General features: G+C 73.7%; 15 protein-coding genes. 7 read left to right on the top strand and 8 right to left on the bottom strand.

From position 1 onward, the window contains the following. Window positions 1-971, bottom strand: a 971-nt coding sequence (locus E1300_RS36485; RefSeq protein ID WP_131761680.1) for a serine/threonine-protein kinase, incomplete at its 3' end; no start/stop codon positions are given. A 246-nt stretch (window positions 972-1,217) separates the two neighbouring features. Between E1300_RS36485 and E1300_RS36480 the strand changes: the two genes are divergently transcribed. Further along, window positions 1,218-1,820 (top strand): hypothetical protein, encoded by a 603-nt coding sequence (locus tag E1300_RS36480; RefSeq protein WP_131761679.1) that lies wholly within the window; start codon window positions 1,218-1,220, stop codon window positions 1,818-1,820. 78 nt (window positions 1,821-1,898) lie between these two features. After that, window positions 1,899-2,561, top strand: a complete 663-nt coding sequence (locus E1300_RS36475; protein ID WP_131761678.1) for a Uma2 family endonuclease — start codon at window positions 1,899-1,901, stop codon at window positions 2,559-2,561. Window positions 2,562-2,564: 3 nt separating this feature from the next. Here E1300_RS36475 and E1300_RS36470 read toward each other — a convergent pair whose 3' ends face one another. From E1300_RS36470 to E1300_RS36450, 5 genes are all read right to left on the bottom strand, one after another. Next, window positions 2,565-4,523: an acetoacetate--CoA ligase gene (locus E1300_RS36470; RefSeq protein ID WP_131761677.1), complete on the bottom strand. Its 1,959-nt coding sequence runs from the start codon at window positions 4,521-4,523 to the stop codon at window positions 2,565-2,567. 243 nt (window positions 4,524-4,766) lie between these two features. After that, window positions 4,767-5,477: an HAD family hydrolase gene (locus E1300_RS36465; protein WP_131761676.1), complete on the bottom strand. Its 711-nt coding sequence runs from the start codon at window positions 5,475-5,477 to the stop codon at window positions 4,767-4,769. 160 nt (window positions 5,478-5,637) lie between these two features. Further along, entirely contained in the window at window positions 5,638-7,269 is a 1,632-nt protein-coding gene (gene pruA, locus E1300_RS36460; protein WP_131761675.1) for an L-glutamate gamma-semialdehyde dehydrogenase, read from the bottom strand. A 72-nt stretch (window positions 7,270-7,341) separates the two neighbouring features. After that, the gene (locus E1300_RS36455; RefSeq protein WP_131761674.1) at window positions 7,342-7,848 is read right to left on the bottom strand and encodes a DUF6912 family protein; all 507 of its coding nucleotides are present in this window, start codon (window positions 7,846-7,848) and stop codon (window positions 7,342-7,344) included. A gap of 25 nt (window positions 7,849-7,873) precedes the next feature. Further along, window positions 7,874-8,512 carry an HAD family hydrolase gene (locus tag E1300_RS36450; RefSeq protein WP_242619616.1) on the bottom strand — a complete coding sequence of 213 codons (639 nt, stop codon included), beginning with the start codon at window positions 8,510-8,512 and terminating at the stop codon, window positions 7,874-7,876. 61 nt (window positions 8,513-8,573) lie between these two features. On the opposite strand from E1300_RS36450, the gene E1300_RS36445 reads away from it, so the two are divergent. Next, window positions 8,574-9,779, top strand: coding sequence for an acyl-CoA dehydrogenase family protein (locus E1300_RS36445; protein WP_131761672.1), 1,206 nt, complete (start codon window positions 8,574-8,576; stop codon window positions 9,777-9,779). 125 nt (window positions 9,780-9,904) lie between these two features. Here the strand turns inward: E1300_RS36445 and E1300_RS36440 are convergent, their stop codons facing one another. After that, on the bottom strand, window positions 9,905-10,801 hold the full coding sequence (locus E1300_RS36440; protein WP_131761671.1) for an N-acetylmuramic acid 6-phosphate etherase: 897 nt from the start codon (window positions 10,799-10,801) through the stop codon (window positions 9,905-9,907). After that, window positions 10,798-11,766, bottom strand: a complete 969-nt coding sequence (locus E1300_RS36435) for a MurR/RpiR family transcriptional regulator (protein ID WP_242619615.1) — start codon at window positions 11,764-11,766, stop codon at window positions 10,798-10,800. Before E1300_RS36435 ends, E1300_RS36440 begins: the two co-directional genes overlap by 4 nt. Window positions 11,767-11,827: 61 nt before the next feature. Here E1300_RS36435 and E1300_RS36430 point away from each other — a divergent pair, with 61 nt between their 5' ends. From E1300_RS36430 to E1300_RS36415, 4 genes are all read left to right on the top strand, one after another. Further along, window positions 11,828-13,066 carry an N-acetylglucosamine kinase gene (locus E1300_RS36430; RefSeq protein ID WP_242619614.1) on the top strand — a complete coding sequence of 413 codons (1,239 nt, stop codon included), beginning with the start codon at window positions 11,828-11,830 and terminating at the stop codon, window positions 13,064-13,066. A 723-nt stretch (window positions 13,067-13,789) separates the two neighbouring features. Beyond that, on the top strand, window positions 13,790-15,865 hold the full coding sequence (locus E1300_RS36425) for a transglycosylase domain-containing protein (protein WP_165503148.1): 2,076 nt from the start codon (window positions 13,790-13,792) through the stop codon (window positions 15,863-15,865). 154 nt (window positions 15,866-16,019) lie between these two features. Continuing rightward, entirely contained in the window at window positions 16,020-17,672 is a 1,653-nt protein-coding gene (locus tag E1300_RS36420; protein ID WP_131761669.1) for a glycoside hydrolase family 3 protein, read from the top strand. 77 nt (window positions 17,673-17,749) lie between these two features. After that, a complete protein-coding gene (locus E1300_RS36415) occupies window positions 17,750-18,364 on the top strand; it encodes a hypothetical protein (RefSeq protein ID WP_131761668.1) in 615 nt (204 codons plus the stop codon). Window positions 18,365-18,654: the final 290 nt, after the last annotated feature.

Genomic DNA, 18,654 nt, shown 5'->3' with positions numbered 1-18,654 from the left:
GCCCCCGCGGCGGCGCCCGCGGCGACCGGCGCCGCGGGCCTGCGGCGCGGCGTGTTCTCCACGTCGCCGATCTCCGCGGCGAGGACGCTGCCCGCCGCGAGCATCGCGGTCTCGTCGGTGTCGCCCGCCGGATGGGCGCTCTCTGCCGCCGGGGCGGCGGCGTCCTCCTGGCCGAGCAGCCGCATCAGCAGCTGCCGGGCGTGCGGGCGGCGGGCCGGGTCCTTGTCGAGGCAGTCGGCGACGAGATCGCGCAGCGGCCCGTCGTCCAGCCCGCTGAGGTCGGGCTCCTCGTGCAGGATGCGGTTGATCACGGCGGGGATCGTGTCCTGCCCGAACGGCGGCTCGCCGCCCGCCGCGAACGCCAGCGTCGCGGCCCAGCAGAACACGTCCGCGGCGGTGCCGACCTCCTCGCCCTTGATCTGCTCGGGCGCCATGTAGGACGGCGTGCCGATCACCCGGCTGGTCAGCGTGGTGGACCCGCTGATCGCGCGCGCCACCCCGAAGTCGATCACGCGCGGGCCGTCCGGGCCGATCAGGACGTTGTGCGGCTTGAAGTCACGGTGGACGATCTTGGCCTGGTGGATCGCGGCGAGCGCCGTCGCGGTGCCCACCGCGAGCCGGTCGAGGACGGCGCCGCCGAGCGGCCCCTCCTCCATGACCTGCTGGTTCAGCGACGGGCCGCGGACGTACTCGCTGACGATGTACGGGCGCTCGCCGTCGGCGTCGGCGTCGAGCACCTGGGCCGTGCAGAACGGCGCGACCCTCTTCGCGACCTCCAGCTCCCGCAGGAACCGGGCGCGCGCCTTGTCGTCCGAGGTCAGCTCGGCGTGCAGCAGCTTGATCGCGACCTGGCGGCCGTCCTCGTCCGCGGCGAGGAAGACGGTGCCCTGACCGCCCTCGCCCACCCTGCCGATGAGGGCGTACGGACCGAGCCGCTCCGGGTCACCGGACCGCAGCGCCCCAACCTCCATGCGTGGAACCGTCCCTCTCCGCATCGACGGACCATCGGACCGCCGGCCGGTTTTCGACGCAGACCGACGCTCCGCTTATGTGACGCCCCGAACCCCCGAAAAGTTCACCGGCTCCCGCGACCATACGGCGCGATCTGACCCACCGCCTCCCATCGGACACATTTGGGCCGGGGTCACCACCCTAGTGGCGCGCCCTCCGCCGCGACACCGGACGGCCAAGGCCTTCACATACGTGAGACTGTCCCGGTGACCACACTCGACGGACGCCGCGTCTATACCCGTGCCGAGCTTATGGAAGCGCGCGGCCTCGGGCGCAGCACCCTGGAAAAGTGGTTCCGCGAACGCGACCGCAACGGCCACCCCGAACCGGCCGGGACGGTCGGCTCCCAGCTCGCCTGGGACGCCGAGGCCTGGGACCGCTGGTACGCCGCGCGCGGCTCGTCCGCCTCGTCCGTCCCGTCCGGGCTCGCGTCCCGCGACGACCTCGCCGCCCGCCACGGCCTGAGCCGCCACCTGCTGAAACAGCTCTGGGCCGACCGCGCGACGAACGGCCACCCCGAACCCGCCCACCGCGCGGGCAAGGCCCTGTACTGGAACGAGGCCGAGTGGACGGCCTGGTACGAGACGCACCGCGACCGCCAGGCGGACACGAGCCCCGACGACCTGGTCACCCTCGCCGAAGCGGGACGCATCCTCGGCCTCGCCCCGTCGAGCGTCACCGTCTACGCCAAGCGCCCGCCCGCCGGCTGGCCCGAACCGGCCCGCGTCGAGCAGCTCGGCGGCGGCCGCGCCCGCCGCCTCTACCGCCGCGCCGACATCACCGCCTACGCCGCGTCCCGCACCCGCTGACCTCCGTCGTTCTCGCTACGCTGGAAGTATCTCACCCGTACGACGTGACCTTCTGTCGTCAACAGGGAGCTCAGTGTCATGAGCGTTGTCGCGGTTGCCCACCATTACCACCTGCTGCCGGATACTCCCTACGCGCTGTGGGTCCGGGGCGAACTCGCCGAGCAGCTCGATCTCCCGAACGACGGCACCCGGGTCGAGGTCGTCGGAGGAGAGATCGCCGTGTCACCAGGTCCGAGTCTGGATCACAACTTCATCGTGAAGGCCATCGACCGCGCCATGTACAAGGCGGAGACGGTCGATCCGAACTTCCGGTGGGAGTCCGTGCACACGAGCGATCTCAACCTCGTGGCCGTTCAGGACGGGTACATCCCCGGCCTGAACATCCTGGAGAAGCAGACCGCTCTGGATCTCTGGGAGCGCAAGGCCAAGCATCTGCTCCCGCACGAGGTCGAGGCGGTGGTCGAAGTCACCTCGCGAGGGAACGCCGCCAACGACCGGCCCCCGCGAATCGTACGGCCCGTGGCCTCGAAGTGGAGCGGCTATGCCCGCGCGGGCATCCCGTTCTACCTGCTCGTGGACCGCGACCCCCGGACGCCGGGCGTCACGCTCTACGGCGAACCCGACGTGCACTCCGGGGTATATCAGCCACTGCACAACTGGAAGTTCGGCGACACGATCCAGTTGCCGGAGCCCCTTTCCTTCGAGATCCCCACCGAACGCTGGACGCCCTGGGACGAGTAGGGCCTACGGGGTGAAGTGGGTGAGGACCTCCGGGTTGGCCAGGGAGTCGCGGTTGGCGGCCTTGTCGACGGGGGTGCCCTGGAGGATCTTCCGGACGGGGACCTCCAGCTTCTTGCCCGAGAGAGTCCGCGGGATGCCGGGGACGGCGATGATCTCGTCCGGGACGTGGCGGGGCGACAGCGCCGAGCGGATCTCGCGCTTCAGGTTCCCGACCAGCTCGTCCCCGAGGGTGGCACCCTCCGCGAGCTGGACGTACAGCAGCAGGCGGCCCTCCTGGCCGAGGCGGCCGGTGTCGATGACGAGGCTGTCGGCGATCTCCTCGAACGCCTCCACCACCCGGTAGAAGTCGGACGTCCCCATGCGGACGCCGCCGCGGTTGAGGGTGGAGTCGGAGCGGCCGTAGATGACGCAGCCGCCGTCCGGCAGGATCTTGATCCAGTCGCCGTGCCGCCAGACGCCCGGGTACATCTCGAAGTAGGACGCGCGGTAGCGGGAGCCGTCGTCGTCGTTCCAGAAGGAGACGGGCATCGACGGCATCGGCTCGGTGATGACCAGCTCGCCGACCTCGCCGGTGACCGGGGTGCCGTCGTCGCCGTACGCCTCGACCTTGGCGCCGAGGCCGCGGCACTGGATGACGCCCGCGCGCAGGGGCAGCAGCGGGGACGGGCCGACGAACCCGGTGCACAGGTCGGTGCCGCCGGAGAACGAGCCGAGCAGCAGGTCGGAGCCGACCGCGTCGTAGACCCAGGCGAAGCCCTCGGGCGGGAGCGGCGATCCGGTGGAGCCGATGCCGCGCAGGGCGGACAGGTCGTGCTCCTCGCCGGGGCGGCGGCCGTCCTTGGCGGAGGCCGTGATGTACGGCGCGCCGACGCCCATGTAGGTGACGCCGTTCTCGGCGGCGAGCGTCCACAGGTCGAGGGGGGCGCCGTCGTACATGACGACGGTGGAGCCGACCAGCAGGCCGCCGATGAGGTAGTTCCACATCATCCAGCCGGTGGTGGTGAACCAGAAGAAGACGTCGCCGGGGCCGAGGTCCTGGTGGAACGACAGGGCCTTGAGGTGTTCGAGGACGACGCCGCCGTGCCCGTGGACGATCGGCTTCGGGAGCCCGGTGGTGCCCGAGGAGTAGACGACCCACAGCGGGTGGTCGAACGGGACGTCCTCGAAGGCGAGGGCGTCGTCGGCGACGGGGAGGTCGGCGTAGTGCACGCCGAGCCTGAGCTGGTCGGGGGCGGCGGCCGGGTCGAGGTAGGGGACCAGGACGGTCGCGGCGAGGGTCGGCAGTTCCGCCTCGATCTCGGCGACGGTGTCGAGCCGGTCGAACCGCTTGCCGTTGTAGGCGTAGCCGTCCACGGCGATGAGGACCTTCGGCTCGATCTGCGCGAACCGGTCGATCACGGAGGAGGCCCCGAAGTCCGGGGAGCAGGACGACCAGATCGCCCCGAGGGACGCGGTCGCCAGGAAGCAGATCAGCGCCTCGGGGATGTTGGGCAGGTAGGCGGCGACCCGGTCGCCCTTGCCGACGCCGCGGGCGGCCAGGCCCGCGCGGACCTCGGCGACGTGCAGGGCCAGTTCGCGGTAGGTGAGGACGCGGTGCCCGCCCGCCTCGGACCGGAAGATCACGGCGGTGTCGTCGGGGGTGTCGTCGGCGCGGCGGAGCGCGTTCGCGGCGTAGTTGAGCGTCGCGCCGGGGAACCAGCGCAGACCGTCCACCGGGGTGGGGCCGCCCTCGCGGACCGGGCCGTCGCCCCGCTCGCCGGCGACGGAGAAGTACGACCAGATCGCGTCCCAGAAGGCGTCGACCTCCGTGACGGACCACTCCCACAGCCGGTCGTAGGAGCCCGTGCGGACGCCGCGGTCGGCGAGCCACTCCATGAAGCGGGTCACGCGGGCGTTCTCGGTGACCTCCGCGGACGGCTCCCACAGGAGCGAACCCTCGGAAACCTCATGGTCACGGGACATCTCCACTCCCTCCCCGCCGCGCCCCTCAGCGCGGAACGTCCCCAATATCGACCCCGTCACACAGCCCTCGCAACTTCGGAGCCGACCCCTGCGTCTGCCCGAACCGACGCGCGAACGCGTTAACGACGCGGGGAGGCGACGCCGGAGGCGAGCCTCCCCGCGGAGATCGCGAAGCGATGCGGCGTTCGCCCAGGAGCGGTCGCGGTGCGAGCCGCCAGGCGAGTGCCGCGGGCCGGGAGTGAGTTAAATACGAGTCAAGTCGGCGACGGCGTCGATGACGGCGTGGGTGTCGGCGAGGGTGGCGAGGACGCGGGACGCTCCGGCGGAGCGGAGTTCGGCCTCGGTCGCGCTGCCGGTGGCGACCGCGATGATCGGGGACCGGGCGATGCGGGCGGCCTGGACGTCGCGGGGCGAGTCGGCGATGTAGACGGCCGCCGACTCCGGGTAGCGCGCGCCGTGCCGCTCGCCCGCGCGGGTGCGGGCCAGTTCCAGCAGCGCGGCCTTGCTGTAGACGCCGTTCTCGTAGCCGCCCGCGTCGAGGTCGAGGTGGCCGGCGAGGCCGAGCTCGGTCACCTTCAGCACCGCGTTCGGCTGGACGGACCCCGTCAGGACGGTCTGGACGACGCCGGGCACGCGGGCGAGCGCGTCGACGGCCTCGCGGGCGCCGGCGAGGACGCGGCCGTGGGCGCGCAGGTCGGCGCGGCGGGCCGCGAACGCCTCGGTGAGCGCCCGCACGAACGCGGGCAGGTGGTCGTCGGTGGGGACGACGTCGTTGAACGCGAGCGTCTCGAAGATGATCTCGGATTCGGTGCGGCCGGGGGTGGGGGCGAGGCGCACGAGGGGCCGCCCGACCGTCCGCTGGAAGGCCTCGGCGTAGGCCTCGCGGGTGATCCGCCCGACGTCGACCAGGGTGTGATCGATGTTCCAGAGCACCAGGCGGTTCAGCGTCGACATCCCGTTCCCATGCACGCTCGGCAGGCTCGGCGGCGCCGGCCCGGCGCCGCCGCCCCTCGGAGGGGCCAGCTAATCGTCGGGCCTTCCGCCCGGTCGCCGCAACCGGGCGCCGCGCGGGCGGGGGCGCCGCGTCGGTGGGGGCGCCGCGCGGGCGGGGGCGTCAGCTACCCATGTGGGGGTAGCGGTGGTCGGTCGGCGGCACGAGCGTCTCCTTGATGGACCGGGCGCTCGTCCAGCGGGTCAGGTTCCACACGGAGCCGGCCTTGTCGTTGGTGCCGCTGGCGCGGGCGCCGCCGAACGGCTGCTGGCCGACGACCGCGCCGGTGGGCTTGTCGTTGATGTAGAAGTTGCCCGCGGCGAAGCGGAGCGTCTCGGTGGCGGCGGCGATCGCGGCGCGGTCCCGCGCGACGATCGACCCGGTCAGGCCGTAGTCGGCGATCCCCTCCATCTGGTGGAGGACGGTGTCGTAGTCGTGGTCGTCGTAGACGTGGACGCCGAGGATGGGCCCGAAGTACTCCGTGGTGAAGATCTCGTCGGTCGGGTCGGACGACTCCAGGACGGTGGGCCGGACGAACCAGCCCTCGGAGTCGTCGAGCGTCCCGCCGGTGAGGACCCGCATCGAGTCGACGCCGCGGGCCCGTTCGATGGCCGCGCGGTGCTTGGCGAAGGCGCGTCCGTCGATGACCGCGCCGAGGAAGAGGGAGAGGTCCTCGGCGACGTTGCCCATGGTGAGGCCCTCGACCTCGGCGCAGAAGTCGTCGCGCATCACGTCCCAGACCGAGCGCGGGATGTAGGCGCGGGACGCGGCGGAGCACTTCTGCCCCTGGTACTCGAAGGCCCCGCGGATCAGGACGGTCCTCAGGACGTCGGGGTCGGCGGACGGGTGCGCGACGACGAAGTCCTTGCCGCCGGTCTCGCCGACGATGCGGGGGTAGCCCTTGTAGGCGGCGATGTTCTCGCCGGTCGTCCGCCAGAGGTGCTGGAAGGTGCGGGTGGAGCCGGTGAAGTGGATGCCGGCGAGCTCGGGGTGCCGCAGCGCGACGCCGGAGACCGCCTCCCCGTTGCCCGTGACCATGTTGATCACGCCGGGCGGGAGGCCGGCGGCCTCCAGCAGGCGCATGGTGTGGTGGGCGGCGAGCTGCTGCGTCGGGGACGGCTTCCAGACCACGACGTTGCCCATGAGGGCGGGGGCGGTCGGCAGGTTCGCGGCGATGGCGGTGAAGTTGAACGGGGTGATCGCGAGGACGAACCCCTCCAGCGGCCGGTACTCCATCCGGTTCCACACGCCCGGCGACGAGTCCGGCTGCTGCTCGCGGATCCGCCGGGCGTAGCCGACGTTGAACCGCCAGAAGTCGATCAGCTCGCAGGCGGCGTCGATCTCCGCCTGCTGCACCGACTTGGACTGGCCGAGGATCGTGGCCGCGTTGAGCGTGGCCCGCCACGGGCCGGACAGCAGCTCGGCGGCGCGCAGGAAGATCGCGGCGCGGTCGTCGGGGGCCATCGCCCGCCAGCCGGGGGCGGCGCGGCGCGCGGCCGCGATCGCCTCGGTCACGTCGGCGCCGGTGGCCTCGCCCATCCGGCCGAGGACGTGGGAGCGGCGGTGCGGCTCGACGACGTCGACGGGCGTGCCGCCGCCGAGGCGGCGCTCACCGCCGATCGCCATGGTCAGCTCGGTCTGCGCACCGCCGAGCTCCTTGAGCGCGGCCTCCAGCGCGGCCCGCTCGGGACTGCCCGGGGCGTAGCCCTTGACCTGCTCGTTCACCGGTTCGGGGACGTTGGTGACGGCGTCCATCTCGTCGCTCCCTGCGAGGTCCGACAGCGTTGTCGCTGCTGCCGGACCTACCCGCCGGTGCCCGGGGAGAAGCTAGAGGAGGTGGGCGAGTTCCTGGGTCGCGTACCAGAGCAGTTCGTGGCCCTCGGCACCGTCCACGGTGAAGCGGGCGTCGTCGTCGCCCGCGTCGGCGGCGGCCAGCGCGGCAGCGGCGGCGGCGATGTCGGCCTCGGCACCTGCGTCGTCCACGTGCCCGGACGCGATCTTCTGCCAGGGGACGGGCGCGGACACCTCGACCAGGGCGCGGTCGTCCGCGGCGAGGGAGGCGTCGCCGCGCGCCCACGCGACCGCCTGGTCGGGGACCTCGGCGGCCAGGACGACGCGGCGGCGCGGGGCGTCCGGGTCGGCACCGAGCAGGCGCAGGGAGGCGCGGGCGGCGGCGGTCATCGCCGCGTACTCCAGCTCCTCCAGGTCGCCGTCGGCGTACCACTCGCGGAGCGCCGGCGTCACCGCGTAGGCGGCGAGCGGCGCGGGACCGGCCTCGCGCGCGGCGTGGACGGCGGCGAGGCGGGGAAGCGTGGACGGCAGGTAGACGCGCATGACGGTCAGCCAGTCTGCCAGACCGTCACGGCAGCAGTCCCATCCCCCTGAGCTCGGCGATGGTGGTGTCGGCGGCGGTGTGGTGGATGCCGTGCATCCCGATGGCCTCGGCGGCGCGGATGTTGTGCTCGATGTCGTCGATGAAGACGCACTCGGCGGGCGTGAGGCCGAGCAGCTCCACGGCGTGCCGGAAGATCCGCTCGTCGGGCTTGCGCATCCCGACCTCGCTGGAAATGACGACGGCGTCGAAGAGGTCGGCGAACAGCTCGCGGGGGTAGTCGTTGCCCCACGAGTTGGACAGCAGCGCGGTCCTCGTCCCGGCGGCGCGGGCCGCGCGGAGCGCCTCGTACATGGGCTCGACCGGGGAGAACTGGCCGAACATCCGGGCGATGAGGCCGGCCGCGGCGACCGGTTCGCCCTCGACGGTGAGCAGCTCGGCGGCGAGGAGCCGCTCGAACTCCTCCGGGGAGAGCGAGCCGTCCTCCAGGCCGTGGATGGGGTTCACCCCGCCCCCGTCGTCGTAGGCCTGCTTGACCCAGGTGCGCATGACCGTGCGGTAGCGCTCGGCGTCGATGCCGTCGGCGGCGAGCCAGGCGCCGATCGCGTCGTTGAGCGGGGAGGTCAGGACGCCGCCCCAGTCCGTGATCACTGCTTTGACCGTCACGGGGCGATGGTAGGCGATCCCGGGCCCTTGACCCGAATCCCGTTCTGTCAGACTGCGGCGCATGGACTTCGAACTCAGCGCCAAGGCGCGGGACTACCGGGACCGACTCCAGGAGTTCATGGACGAGCGCGTCTACCCGGCCGAGCCGGTCTACGCGGCCTGGCGGGCGGAGAACGACCCGCACGCGCTGCCGCCGGTCGTCGAGGAGCTCAAGGCGGAGGCGCGCCGGCGCGGCCTGTGGAACCTGTTCCTCCCGGACGTGTCGGGCCTGACGAACCTGGAGTACGCGACGCTGGCGGAGCTGACGGGCCGCTCCCCCGACCTCGCACCTGAGGCGGTGAACTGCGCGGCGCCGGACACCGGCAACATGGAAGTCCTGCACATGTTCGGCACCGACGAGCAGAAGAAGCGGTGGCTGGAGCCGCTGCTGGACGGCGAGATCCGCTCGGCGTTCGCGATGACCGAGCCGGAGGTCGCCTCGTCCGACGCGACCAACATCACCACGTCGATCGTCCGGGACGGCGACGAGTACGTGATCAACGGCCGCAAGTGGTTCATCACCGGCGCGGCCGACGAGCGCTGCAAGATCTTCATCGTGATGGGGAAGACGGACCCGGACGGGCCCCCGCACCGGCAGCAGTCGCAGGTGCTCGTGCCCCGCGACGCCCCCGGCGTCACGATCGTCCGGCACCTGCCCGTCTTCGGCTACCAGGACCAGCACGGGCACTCGGAGATCCTTTTCGAGGACGTCCGGGTGCCGGTGTCGAACCTGATCGCCGCGGAGGGCGACGGTTTCATGATCGCCCAGGCGCGGCTCGGGCCCGGCCGCATCCACCACTGCATGCGGGCGCTCGGCATGGCCGAACGGGCGCTGGAGCTGATGTGCCGCCGCGCCCTCGACCGGGTCGCGTTCGGCGGGCCGCTGGCGAAGCAGGGCGTCGTCCGGGAGCAGATCGCCGAGTCGCGGATGGCGATCGAGCAGGCGCGGCTGCTCACGCTGAAGACGGCCTGGCTGATCGACCGGGAGGGCGCCAAGGGCGCCCGGTCCGAGATCGCCGCGATCAAGGTGGTCGTGCCGCGCGTCGCGCACGAGGTGCTCGACCGCGCCATCCAGGTGCACGGCGGGGCGGGCGTGTCCGACGACACGCCGCTGGCGGCGATGTACGCCTGGGTCCGCGCGATGCGGATCTTCGACGGCCCGGACGAGGTGCACGTGCGCACGGTCGCCCGGCAGGAGCTGCGCCGGCACGAGCGCCGGGACGGCTGAGCCCCCGGCCCGGCCGGAGCCTCGGCGCGTGCCGGAACGGGCCCGGGACAGTGTCCGTGATCATGCAATCGGTGCGGGGACGATCGCATGATCACGGACCCGCACGGGCCCGGTGGGGGCCCCGGTCAGGCCGATCTCAGCCGCTGCAGCGCCTCCCGGACGCCGCCGTCGGTCTCTTCCAGGACCATCGTCGCGCGCGCGGCGGGCACCTCGCCGAGCAGCGAGACCAGTGCGACGCGGGTGTTCCCCCCCGCCTCGGCCAGCGCGTTCTCGCAGATGCGGGCCTCCATGCCCGTCGCCTCGGTGAGGATGCGCACCAGCCGGGCGCGCAGCTTGGAGTTCAGCGCGTTCACGCTGACCATCAGGTTGGAGTAGGTGCGCCCCAGGCGCACCATCAGGGTGGTGGAGAAGGAGTTGAGCACGAGCTTCGTCGCCGTGCCGGCCTTCATCCGGGTCGAGCCGCTGATCACCTCGGGCCCGGTGGCGAGGCCGATGTGCACCTCCACTTCGTCCCCGTACGGGGTGTGCGGGTTGCAGCTGATGAGGGCGGTGTGCGCGCCCACCTCGGCCGCCTTGCGCAGCGCGCCCACCACGTAGGGCGTGCGGCCGCTCGCGGCGATGCCGATGGCGATGTCGCCGGGCTGGACGTCGTGCGCGTCCCGGATGCCGAGCTCGACGTCGTCCTCGACGTCGGAGATCGCCTGGGACAGCGCGCCGGGCCCGCCGGCGTGGTGGGCGACGACGCGTCCCCAGATGCCGAACGTCGGGGGCAGCTCGGCGGCGTCGATCACCGCGAGCCGTCCGGACGTGCCGGCGCCGAAGTAGTGGACGCGCCCGCCCGCGCGCAGTGACGCGACGGCGAGGTCGACCAGCCGGGCGACCTCGGGCAGGACGGACGCGACGACCATGGGCACGGTCGCGTCCTCAGTGTTGATCAGGCGTAGCACCTCCAGGGTCGGCAGCGTGTCGACGTCGAGGGTCCGGGGATTCCTGCCCTCGGTGGGGAGCTCGCAATCGATCACCGACGCCTCCGGTCGGGTCGCACGGTCCGGCCGCGGACCGCCTCGAATGTGGCTTCCAGGGCCTTGCGGGTCGGCCCGTAGGTGCGCTGCGCCACTCCGACGAAGACGCAGTCGACCACTGTGAGCTGCGCCAGCCGGCTGGCGGTGGCACCGGAGCGGAAGGTCGTCTCCCGCGCCGCGGTCGTCAGGATCAGGTCGGCCACCTCCGCAATCGGGGACTTCGGGAAGTTGGTCAGCGCCACGGTCTTCGCCCCGACGCTCTTGGCGACCTCCAGCGCGTCGATGGTCTCCACCGTCGCGCCGGTGTGCGAGATGCCGATCGCGACGTCCCCGCTCTTCAGCACCGCGGCGCTGGTGAGCATGATGTGGGCGTCCGACCACGCCGAGCACACCTGCCCGATCCGGTGCAGCTTCTGCTGGAAGTCGGCGGCGACGAACGCGCTCGCACCCACGCCGTAGACGTCCACGCGATCGGCGGCGACCACCGCGTCCACGACCTGCTCGAGCATCTTGATGTCGAGCTGGGCGGCGGTCTCCTCCACGGCGCGCGCGTCGGCGAAGGTCACCTTCTCCACGATCTGTTCGAGTGAGTCGTCGGGACTGATGTCGCTGCCGATGACCCGGCCGCCGGTGGCGCTCTGGGCCCGGCCCGCCTCGGTGGCGAGGGTCAGCCGCAGCTCTGGATAACCATGAAACCCGATCGCCCGGCAGAACCTGATGACGGTGGTCTCAGAGGTGCCACAGGTCTGGGCGAGTTCGGTGATGGTGGAATTGGCGACCCCTTCGGGGTCGTCGATCACGCGTTGAGCGACGCGTCGCTCGGCGGGAGGCAGCGAGGGCAGCAGCGAGCGCACCCGCACCACGGTGCTCAGCGGCGTAGTGTCCTTGTCTCTGGACGCCGCCTCGTCCCTGGGCGCACCGGGCTCCCCCGCGCTTCCCGGCTCGGAGCCGATGGGTTTCCTCATGTAAGGAATTTTCTTACTTGCAGGATGTCACGTCAACGGTAGAAAAGGCTACGGTCGCCATGTGTTGACCCATTTGGCCGGTCCGTACGTGGTCGGTATTGACGCGGGTGGCACGAAGACCCGCTGTGTCGTACTGACGCTCGGGGGAGCCCTGGCCGGTTCCGGCACCGGCCCCGGGGCCAACCCCAACTCCGGAGGCGACACCGCGGGGGCGCTGACCACCGCCCTGCGGGAGGCGCTCGGGGACCTGGATCGCACCCACATCCTCACCGGCGTCTTCGGGATCGCCGGTGCCGGCTCGGCCGGCCGGCCCGCCGCCGTCTCCGCGGCGCGGCGGGCCTGGCAGGCCGTCGGGCTGCGCGGCTCGCCCGCCGTGGTGACCGACATCGCCGTGGCGTTCGCCGCGGGCACCAGCGAGCCCAAGGGCATCGTGGTGTTCTCCGGCACCGGCGCCGGGGCGGCGGTCATCAGCGACGGCGCGATCGTGCAGCGCGCCGACGGCTACGGCTGGCTGGTCGGGGACGAGGGCTCCGCGGTCTGGCTCGGCAAGGAGGCCGTCCGGGCGGCGCTGGCCGCCTACGACGGCCGAGGCTCCCCGACGCTCCTCACCGACTCGGTCCCGAGGGCGCTGCTCGGTCCCACCGTGGTCGCGGAGATCGACTCGGCACGGCGGCGGCCGCGCCACCGGGCGCTGGCCATGGCCGGCGCCCCGGCGCCGTCGCCGCCGGGCGCCCCCGCCCTGTCCCAGGCGGCCTCGCTGTCCTCCGGAGGCTCCCCCACCGCGGGACGCACGGGAACCGCCGTGCTGATCCCCGATCCGCCCAGCCCGCCGCCTGGCAACGGGTCCCCGGGACGTCCCGGGCTCCCGCATCCGGGGCATCCCGACCCCCGGGGCCAACCGGGCCCCCTCGGGTACCCCGAGATGCCGGGACCCCCGCCGAACCCCCAGCTCGCCCAGGCCATCATCAAGGAGGTGTACGGCCGCCCGCCCGCGGCCCTGGGCCGCCTCGGCCCGGTGGTCGCCGCCGCCGCGGCCGCCGGTGATCCGGTGGCCCGGCGCATCACCGAGGAGGCCGCCGAGTGGCTGCTCCGCGACGTCGACGCGGTGCGCCCGGCCCTCTCGGATCCCTGCGCGCCGGTCGTCATGCACGGCTCGGTGCTGCGCGAGGGACCGGTCGCCGAAGCGGTCCGCACCGGGCTGCGCGACCGGTTCGCCGAGGCGCCCCGCAGCGCGGGCGACGGGGCCGTCGGCGCGGCCGGGCTGGCACTGCGCCGCCTCGGCCATCCCCTGCCCGGCTGAGCCGGGACGGGCCCGGGCCCGGTGCGAGGCACCGGGGACCGCGCCACCGGGCCGTCCGTTCGTCGCGATGGACCCCACAAGATCTGCAAACCCTTGCGGTCGCGGGGTCCATCGTGATTAAGCTGTGACCACGGTGGAAATCGATCCGCCGGGACGGTGCCGTGACGGCCCTGCCCGGTGGGACCACCGGCCACGGACGTGGCACGTACTGCTTCGACTGCGTTCTTCCGCAGCGTCGACCGAGAGCGCTCCGGCCCGCCACCGGCGGGCACGCGACGGGCGCCGTCCGAGCGGCTTCCCGCCCGCCCCCAGGGGACGGGCGTGCTCGGCGTGCTCCCCACCAAAGCGCAGATCCCGGCGACGGCCGAAACCCGGTACTCCCACGTCGAACGAGGTCGCATGCACTCCATGCCCAAGGCCCGCCGTCTCCGGCCGGGCCTTCCCCGCCTGCCCCACAAGGCCCGCCACCCGCACTCCCCCGCCCCCTCGGACCCGGGCCCGCCCGGGAAACCGTCCCCTGCCTCGTCCGACCCGGCCACCGCGCCGCCCGCGACGCCGCCCGCCAAGCCGTCGGCGGGCTCGACCTCCGGCTCGTCCCCTGGCGCGACCCGCAACTCTTCGCCCGGATCCACCTCCGGCTCGTCTCCGAGTCCGTCGCCCGGCTCGACCTCCGGCTCGGCTTCGCGGCGGCGGAAGCGCTGGAGCCGGCGGCGCCGTATCGGGGTGAGCCTTCTCACAGCGGCCGCGCTGACCGTCGTGCTCGCCGTCGCCGCCATCACGGTCGCCTACGTCACGACGCCGATCCCGACCGAGCCCAAGCCCGGCGTCACCGACGAGGGCTCCACCGTCTACTACGGCGACGGCCGGACGCCGCTGTTCCGGCTCGGCGCGAACCGCGAGATCGTCCGGCACGACCAGATCCCCGACCGGCTGCGCTGGGCCGTGCTCGCCGCCGAGGACCGCGGCTTCTACGGCGACCACGGCGTCTCGCCCACAGGGACGTTCCGCGCGCTGTGGAACAACGCGTCCGGCGGCGACACCCAGGGCGGCTCGACCATCACCCAGCAGCTCGCCCGCAACTACTTCCAGGGCCTCACCCGGGACCGGACCGCGGCCCGCAAGTTCAAGGAGATCTTCGTCTCGGTCAAGCTCGCCCGGCACCGCGCGAAGGACGAGATCCTCGACCTGTACCTCAACACGATCTACTTCGGCCGCCAGACGTCCGGCGCGCAGGCCGCGGCCCGCGCCTACTTCGACAAGGACGTCTGGCAGCTCGACACCGCCCAGTGCGCCCTGCTCGCCGCGATGATCCAGCGCCCGGCGTACTTCGAGACGCAGGGGACGAGCGCCGCGGCCCGCGCGCTGCGGGACCGCTGGCGGTACGTCCTCGACGGCATGGTGGCGATGGGCCGGCTCGACCGCGCCGAGGCCGACCGGCAGCGCTTCCCCCGCACCGAGGACGAGTGGCGCGGCGTGGCGGTGTCCGGGCAGGACCTCCTCGTCCGGCAGCGTGTGCTGGCCGAGCTCGAAACGCTCGGCATCCCCGCCGCGAGCGCCGTCAACGGCGGGCTGAAGATCTACACCGGGCTCGACCGGCGCTGGATGGGGTACGCGGAGCAGGCGATGAAGGGGGCGCGCGAGCCCGAGTGGCCGCGCCGGGTGCGCGGCGCCCTGATCGCCGTGGACCCGGAGGACGGCGCCGTCAGGGCGTTCTACGGGGGCGACCCGAAGCGCAGCCAGTTCGACTCCGTCTTCGAGCCGGTGGCGCAGGCCGGGTCGACCTTCAAGCCGTACGTGCTGGCCGCCGCGCTGCGCCGCGGGCTGAACGTCCGCTCGACGGTGAGCGCGAAGTCGCCGCGCAAGTTCGCGCCGGACGGCAGCGACACCCCGATGACGGCGCCGGGCTACCAGGTCGACAACGACGAGAAGATCGGCTCGCTCGGCACCGTGGACCTCGTCACCGCGACCGCGCGGTCGGTGAACACCGGGTACGTGAAGCTGGCCTTCGCGGCGGGCGTCGCGAACGTGCTGAGGACGGCGCAGGACTTCGGCGTCCCGGCGTCCGCGCTGAAGCCCTTCAAGGGCCAGGCGGGGGTCGCGCTCGGCGTCCCCACCGTCGCGGCGGCCGACCAGGCGGCCGGGTACGCGGCGTTCGCCAACGGCGGCACCGCCGTCACCCCGCATCTGATCACGCGGATCGTGGACGCCAAGGGCCGCGACGTGCCGCTGCCCTGGCGGCGGCCGGGGCGCCGGGTGCTGAGCGGCGAGCAGGCCGCGCAGGTGACGTACGCGCTGCGCGCCACCGTCGCGCGCGGGACCGGCAAGGCCGCCGCCCTGCCCGGCCGCGAGGCCGCGGGCAAGACCGGGACGACCGACGACAACCATGCCGCCTGGTTCGTCGGGTACGTCCCGCAGCTCTCGGCCGCCGTCATGATGGCCAACACCGGGCCGGGACCGCTCCAGAACCTGCCCGGCTTCCCGGAGAAGGTCGCCGGGGAGAACCTGCCCGCGACGGTGTGGCGGTCGTTCATGGAGAAGGTCGTCCGCGACCTCCCGCCCGCGCCGTTCACCGAGCCGCTCTTCACCGGCAAGGCCGCGCACCTGGACGAGAAGGACCCGAAGCCGGCCGCGACGCCCAGCGCCGGAGCGTCCGGCGGCGTGGGCGGATCCGGCGCCTCGGGCACGCCCGGCTCCTCGCCCGCCCCCAAGCCCGGCGCGACCAAGCCGTCCCTCACGCCGGAGGAGATGAAGCGGAGGGCGCAGGCCGGCGCCACCACGAAGCCCACCGCGGCGCGCTGAGGACGCTCCGGCGGCGTGTCACCCGATCCGTCGGGTTTCCTGACGGCACGCCGCCGGGGAGATCGGGACGGGTGGGTGCGGCGGGTCGACATGGCGGCGGGGAGCCGTTAACGTCGCGACGTCCGACGACGACCATGTCGGGGGGCCTGGTCCGATGCGTGCTCCACGTCCGCTCGCGCTCGCGGTGGCGGCCGCGCTGGCCGTGCCGCTGGCGGGCTGCGGCGGCTCCGGCAAGAGCGGTTCCGGTCCGTCCGCCTCGCCGGGCGCGCCCGGCCGGTCGGGGACCGCGTCGCCCGGGGCGAGCGCCGCGCCGGACGCCTGGGTGCCCGGCTACGTGGCGAAAATGAGCCTGGCGGAGAAGGTCGGGCAGCTGTTCGTGCCGACGTTCGCGAACCGCGCCGACGCCCTGTCGATCATCAGGCGGTACCACGTCGGCGGGCTGATCTACTTTCCCCGCAACCTGGGCTCGCCGGCGCGCGCTGCGGCGCAGTCGAACGCGCTCCAGAAGGCGTCGAAGGTGCCGCTGCTGCTCGGCGTGGACGAGGAGCAGGGCATCGTCTCGCGCACCCCGTTCCTGACCCGCTTCCCCGGCAACATGGCGCTGGGCGCCACCCGCGACCCGGCCGACGCGCGGGCCGCGGCGCAGGTGACGGGCGCGGAGCTGCGCGCGATCGGCATCAACCAGGACTTCGCGCCCGTCGCGGACGTCAACGTCAACCCCCACAACCCGGTGATCGGGCTGCGGTCGTTCGGCGCGGAACCGGCACAGGTCGGGACGATGGTGGCCGGGGCGATCGGCGGGTACCAGGCCGCGGGCGTCGCCGCGACCGCCAAGCACTTCCCCGGACACGGCGACACCGCCACCGACAGCCACACCGGCCTGCCAGTGATCACGCACTCCCGCGCGACCTGGGAGAGGCTCGACGCCCCGCCGTTCAAGGCGGCCGTCGCGGCCGGCGTCGACATGATCATGACGGCGCACATCGTGGTGCCGCGGCTGGACCGGTCCGGCGACCCGTCCACGCTGTCGCGGACGGTGCTGACCGGGCTGCTGCGCGGCACGCTCGGCTACAAGGGCGTCATCGTGACCGACTCGCTGGAGATGGCGGGCGCGCGGCGCCGGTACGGCGACGCGGCCGTGCCGGTGCGGGCGGTGAGCGCGGGCGCCGACCAGCTCCTGATGCCGCCGAGCCTCCCGAAGGCCTACAACGCGGTGCTGCGGGCCGTGCGCTCGGGGAAGATCAGCGAGCGGCGGCTGGACGAGTCCGTCACCCGGATCCTCGCGCTCAAGCAGCGGCGCGGCCTGTTCCAGCGGGCGCCCGCGGACCCGGCGAAGGCCGCCGCGGCGATCGGCACGCCCGCGCACCGGGCGACGGCGCGGCGGGTCGCCGAGCACGCGATCACGCTCGTCCGCAACGACCGCGGGGTGCTGCCGGTCAAGGGCAAGACGGTCGCCGTGACCGGCCCGAACGCCGCCGGGCTCGCCGCCGAACTGCGCCGCCAGGGCGTCCGGACGGCCGCTCCCGGCGCCGCCGACGTCACCGTCCTCACGACGCTCGACGCCGGGACGGCCACGGCCGCCCGCGTCCGCGCGCTCGGCGCGAAGCCCGTCGTCGTCGCCGCGCTCGGCCGCCCCTACGACCTGGACTCGGCCGGGGGCGCCGCCGGAGCGCTCGCCGCCTACTCGTCCGGCGCGGTCTCGATCAGCGCCCTGGCGAAGGTCCTCGCGGGCACGGTGCGGCCCACCGGCAAGCTGCCCGTCCCCGCCGGAGGAAAGCCCGCGGGGCACGGCCTCGGCTACCGGTGACTTCCCTCCCCGTTTCGTGGACGCGGCGGCCGCGACCTGGGAAGATCGGCCCGGCTCCGCGTACCGAGGAGGTCCCCGTGCAGGTTCGCCCGTCCTGTCGGACAGCCCATCGAGCCTCGCGGGCCGGTCCGCGCGCACGGGCGGACGCGCCCGTCCCCGGGCGGCGCCGGACGGCCCTGCCCGTCCTGGCGGCGCTGTCCGCGCTGGCCTTCGGCGCGCTCGGCGCCTGCGGCGGTGACGACAAGGTCACCATGCCGCCGCTCACCCCCGAGCCGGGCGACTCGCGGCTGGCCGACTCGCGCGGCGACGGCGGTGCGGGCGGCGCGGGCGCCGCGTCCGCGAAGGCGAGCCTTCCGGCGCGCCTGGTGCTGTACCGGTTCCTGCGCGGCGTCGCCGCGGGCGACGCGAGGGTCTGCGCCCACCTCGCGCCCGCCTACCAGCGCTCGGTGTTCGGCGCGCCCGCCGGTTGCCGCGCCGGTCTCGGCCCGGCCCGCGCGAAGCTGCGGCCGAAGGACATCGCCGCGCTGCGCGGCGTCACCGTCCCGGCCGCCGAGGACGGCCCCGGCGCGGGCGCCTACACCGTCCGGTTCGAGGACCTGAAGTGGCGGGGCGAGCCCGCCCGTCCCGGCGGCCTCCTCGCCGCCCGCTACACCCTCCGCCGCTCCGGCGCCCGCTGGCTGATCAGTGCCTGACCAGCGGACCCGGCCCGCTGCCCAGGAGGCGGCGCGCCCGTGTCCGGCCTCACTCCGCCCGAGCCCGCAAGTACCGCACGTACCGCAAGTACCGCACGAGCGTTGACCGAGCGGGGAGGCTGCGCTCCCCGCTCGGATCGCGAAGCGATGCGGCACTCGCCCGAGCACGTCACGGGCCGGGATCACACCATTGCGGTCAGATGCCCAGTGCTTCCAGCTCGGGGAGGTGGGCGCGGGCGGCGTCGCGGGCGTCGGACGCCGTGCGGGCGGCGCGGGCGGCCGCGGCGGCG

It is taken from the genome of Actinomadura fibrosa, from assembly GCF_900659615.1.
Taxonomy (GTDB): Bacteria; Actinomycetota; Actinomycetes; order Streptosporangiales; family Streptosporangiaceae; genus Spirillospora; species Spirillospora fibrosa.
Note: the sequence above shows the minus strand (reverse complement) of the source record. Positions and strands in the feature narration are given on the sequence as shown.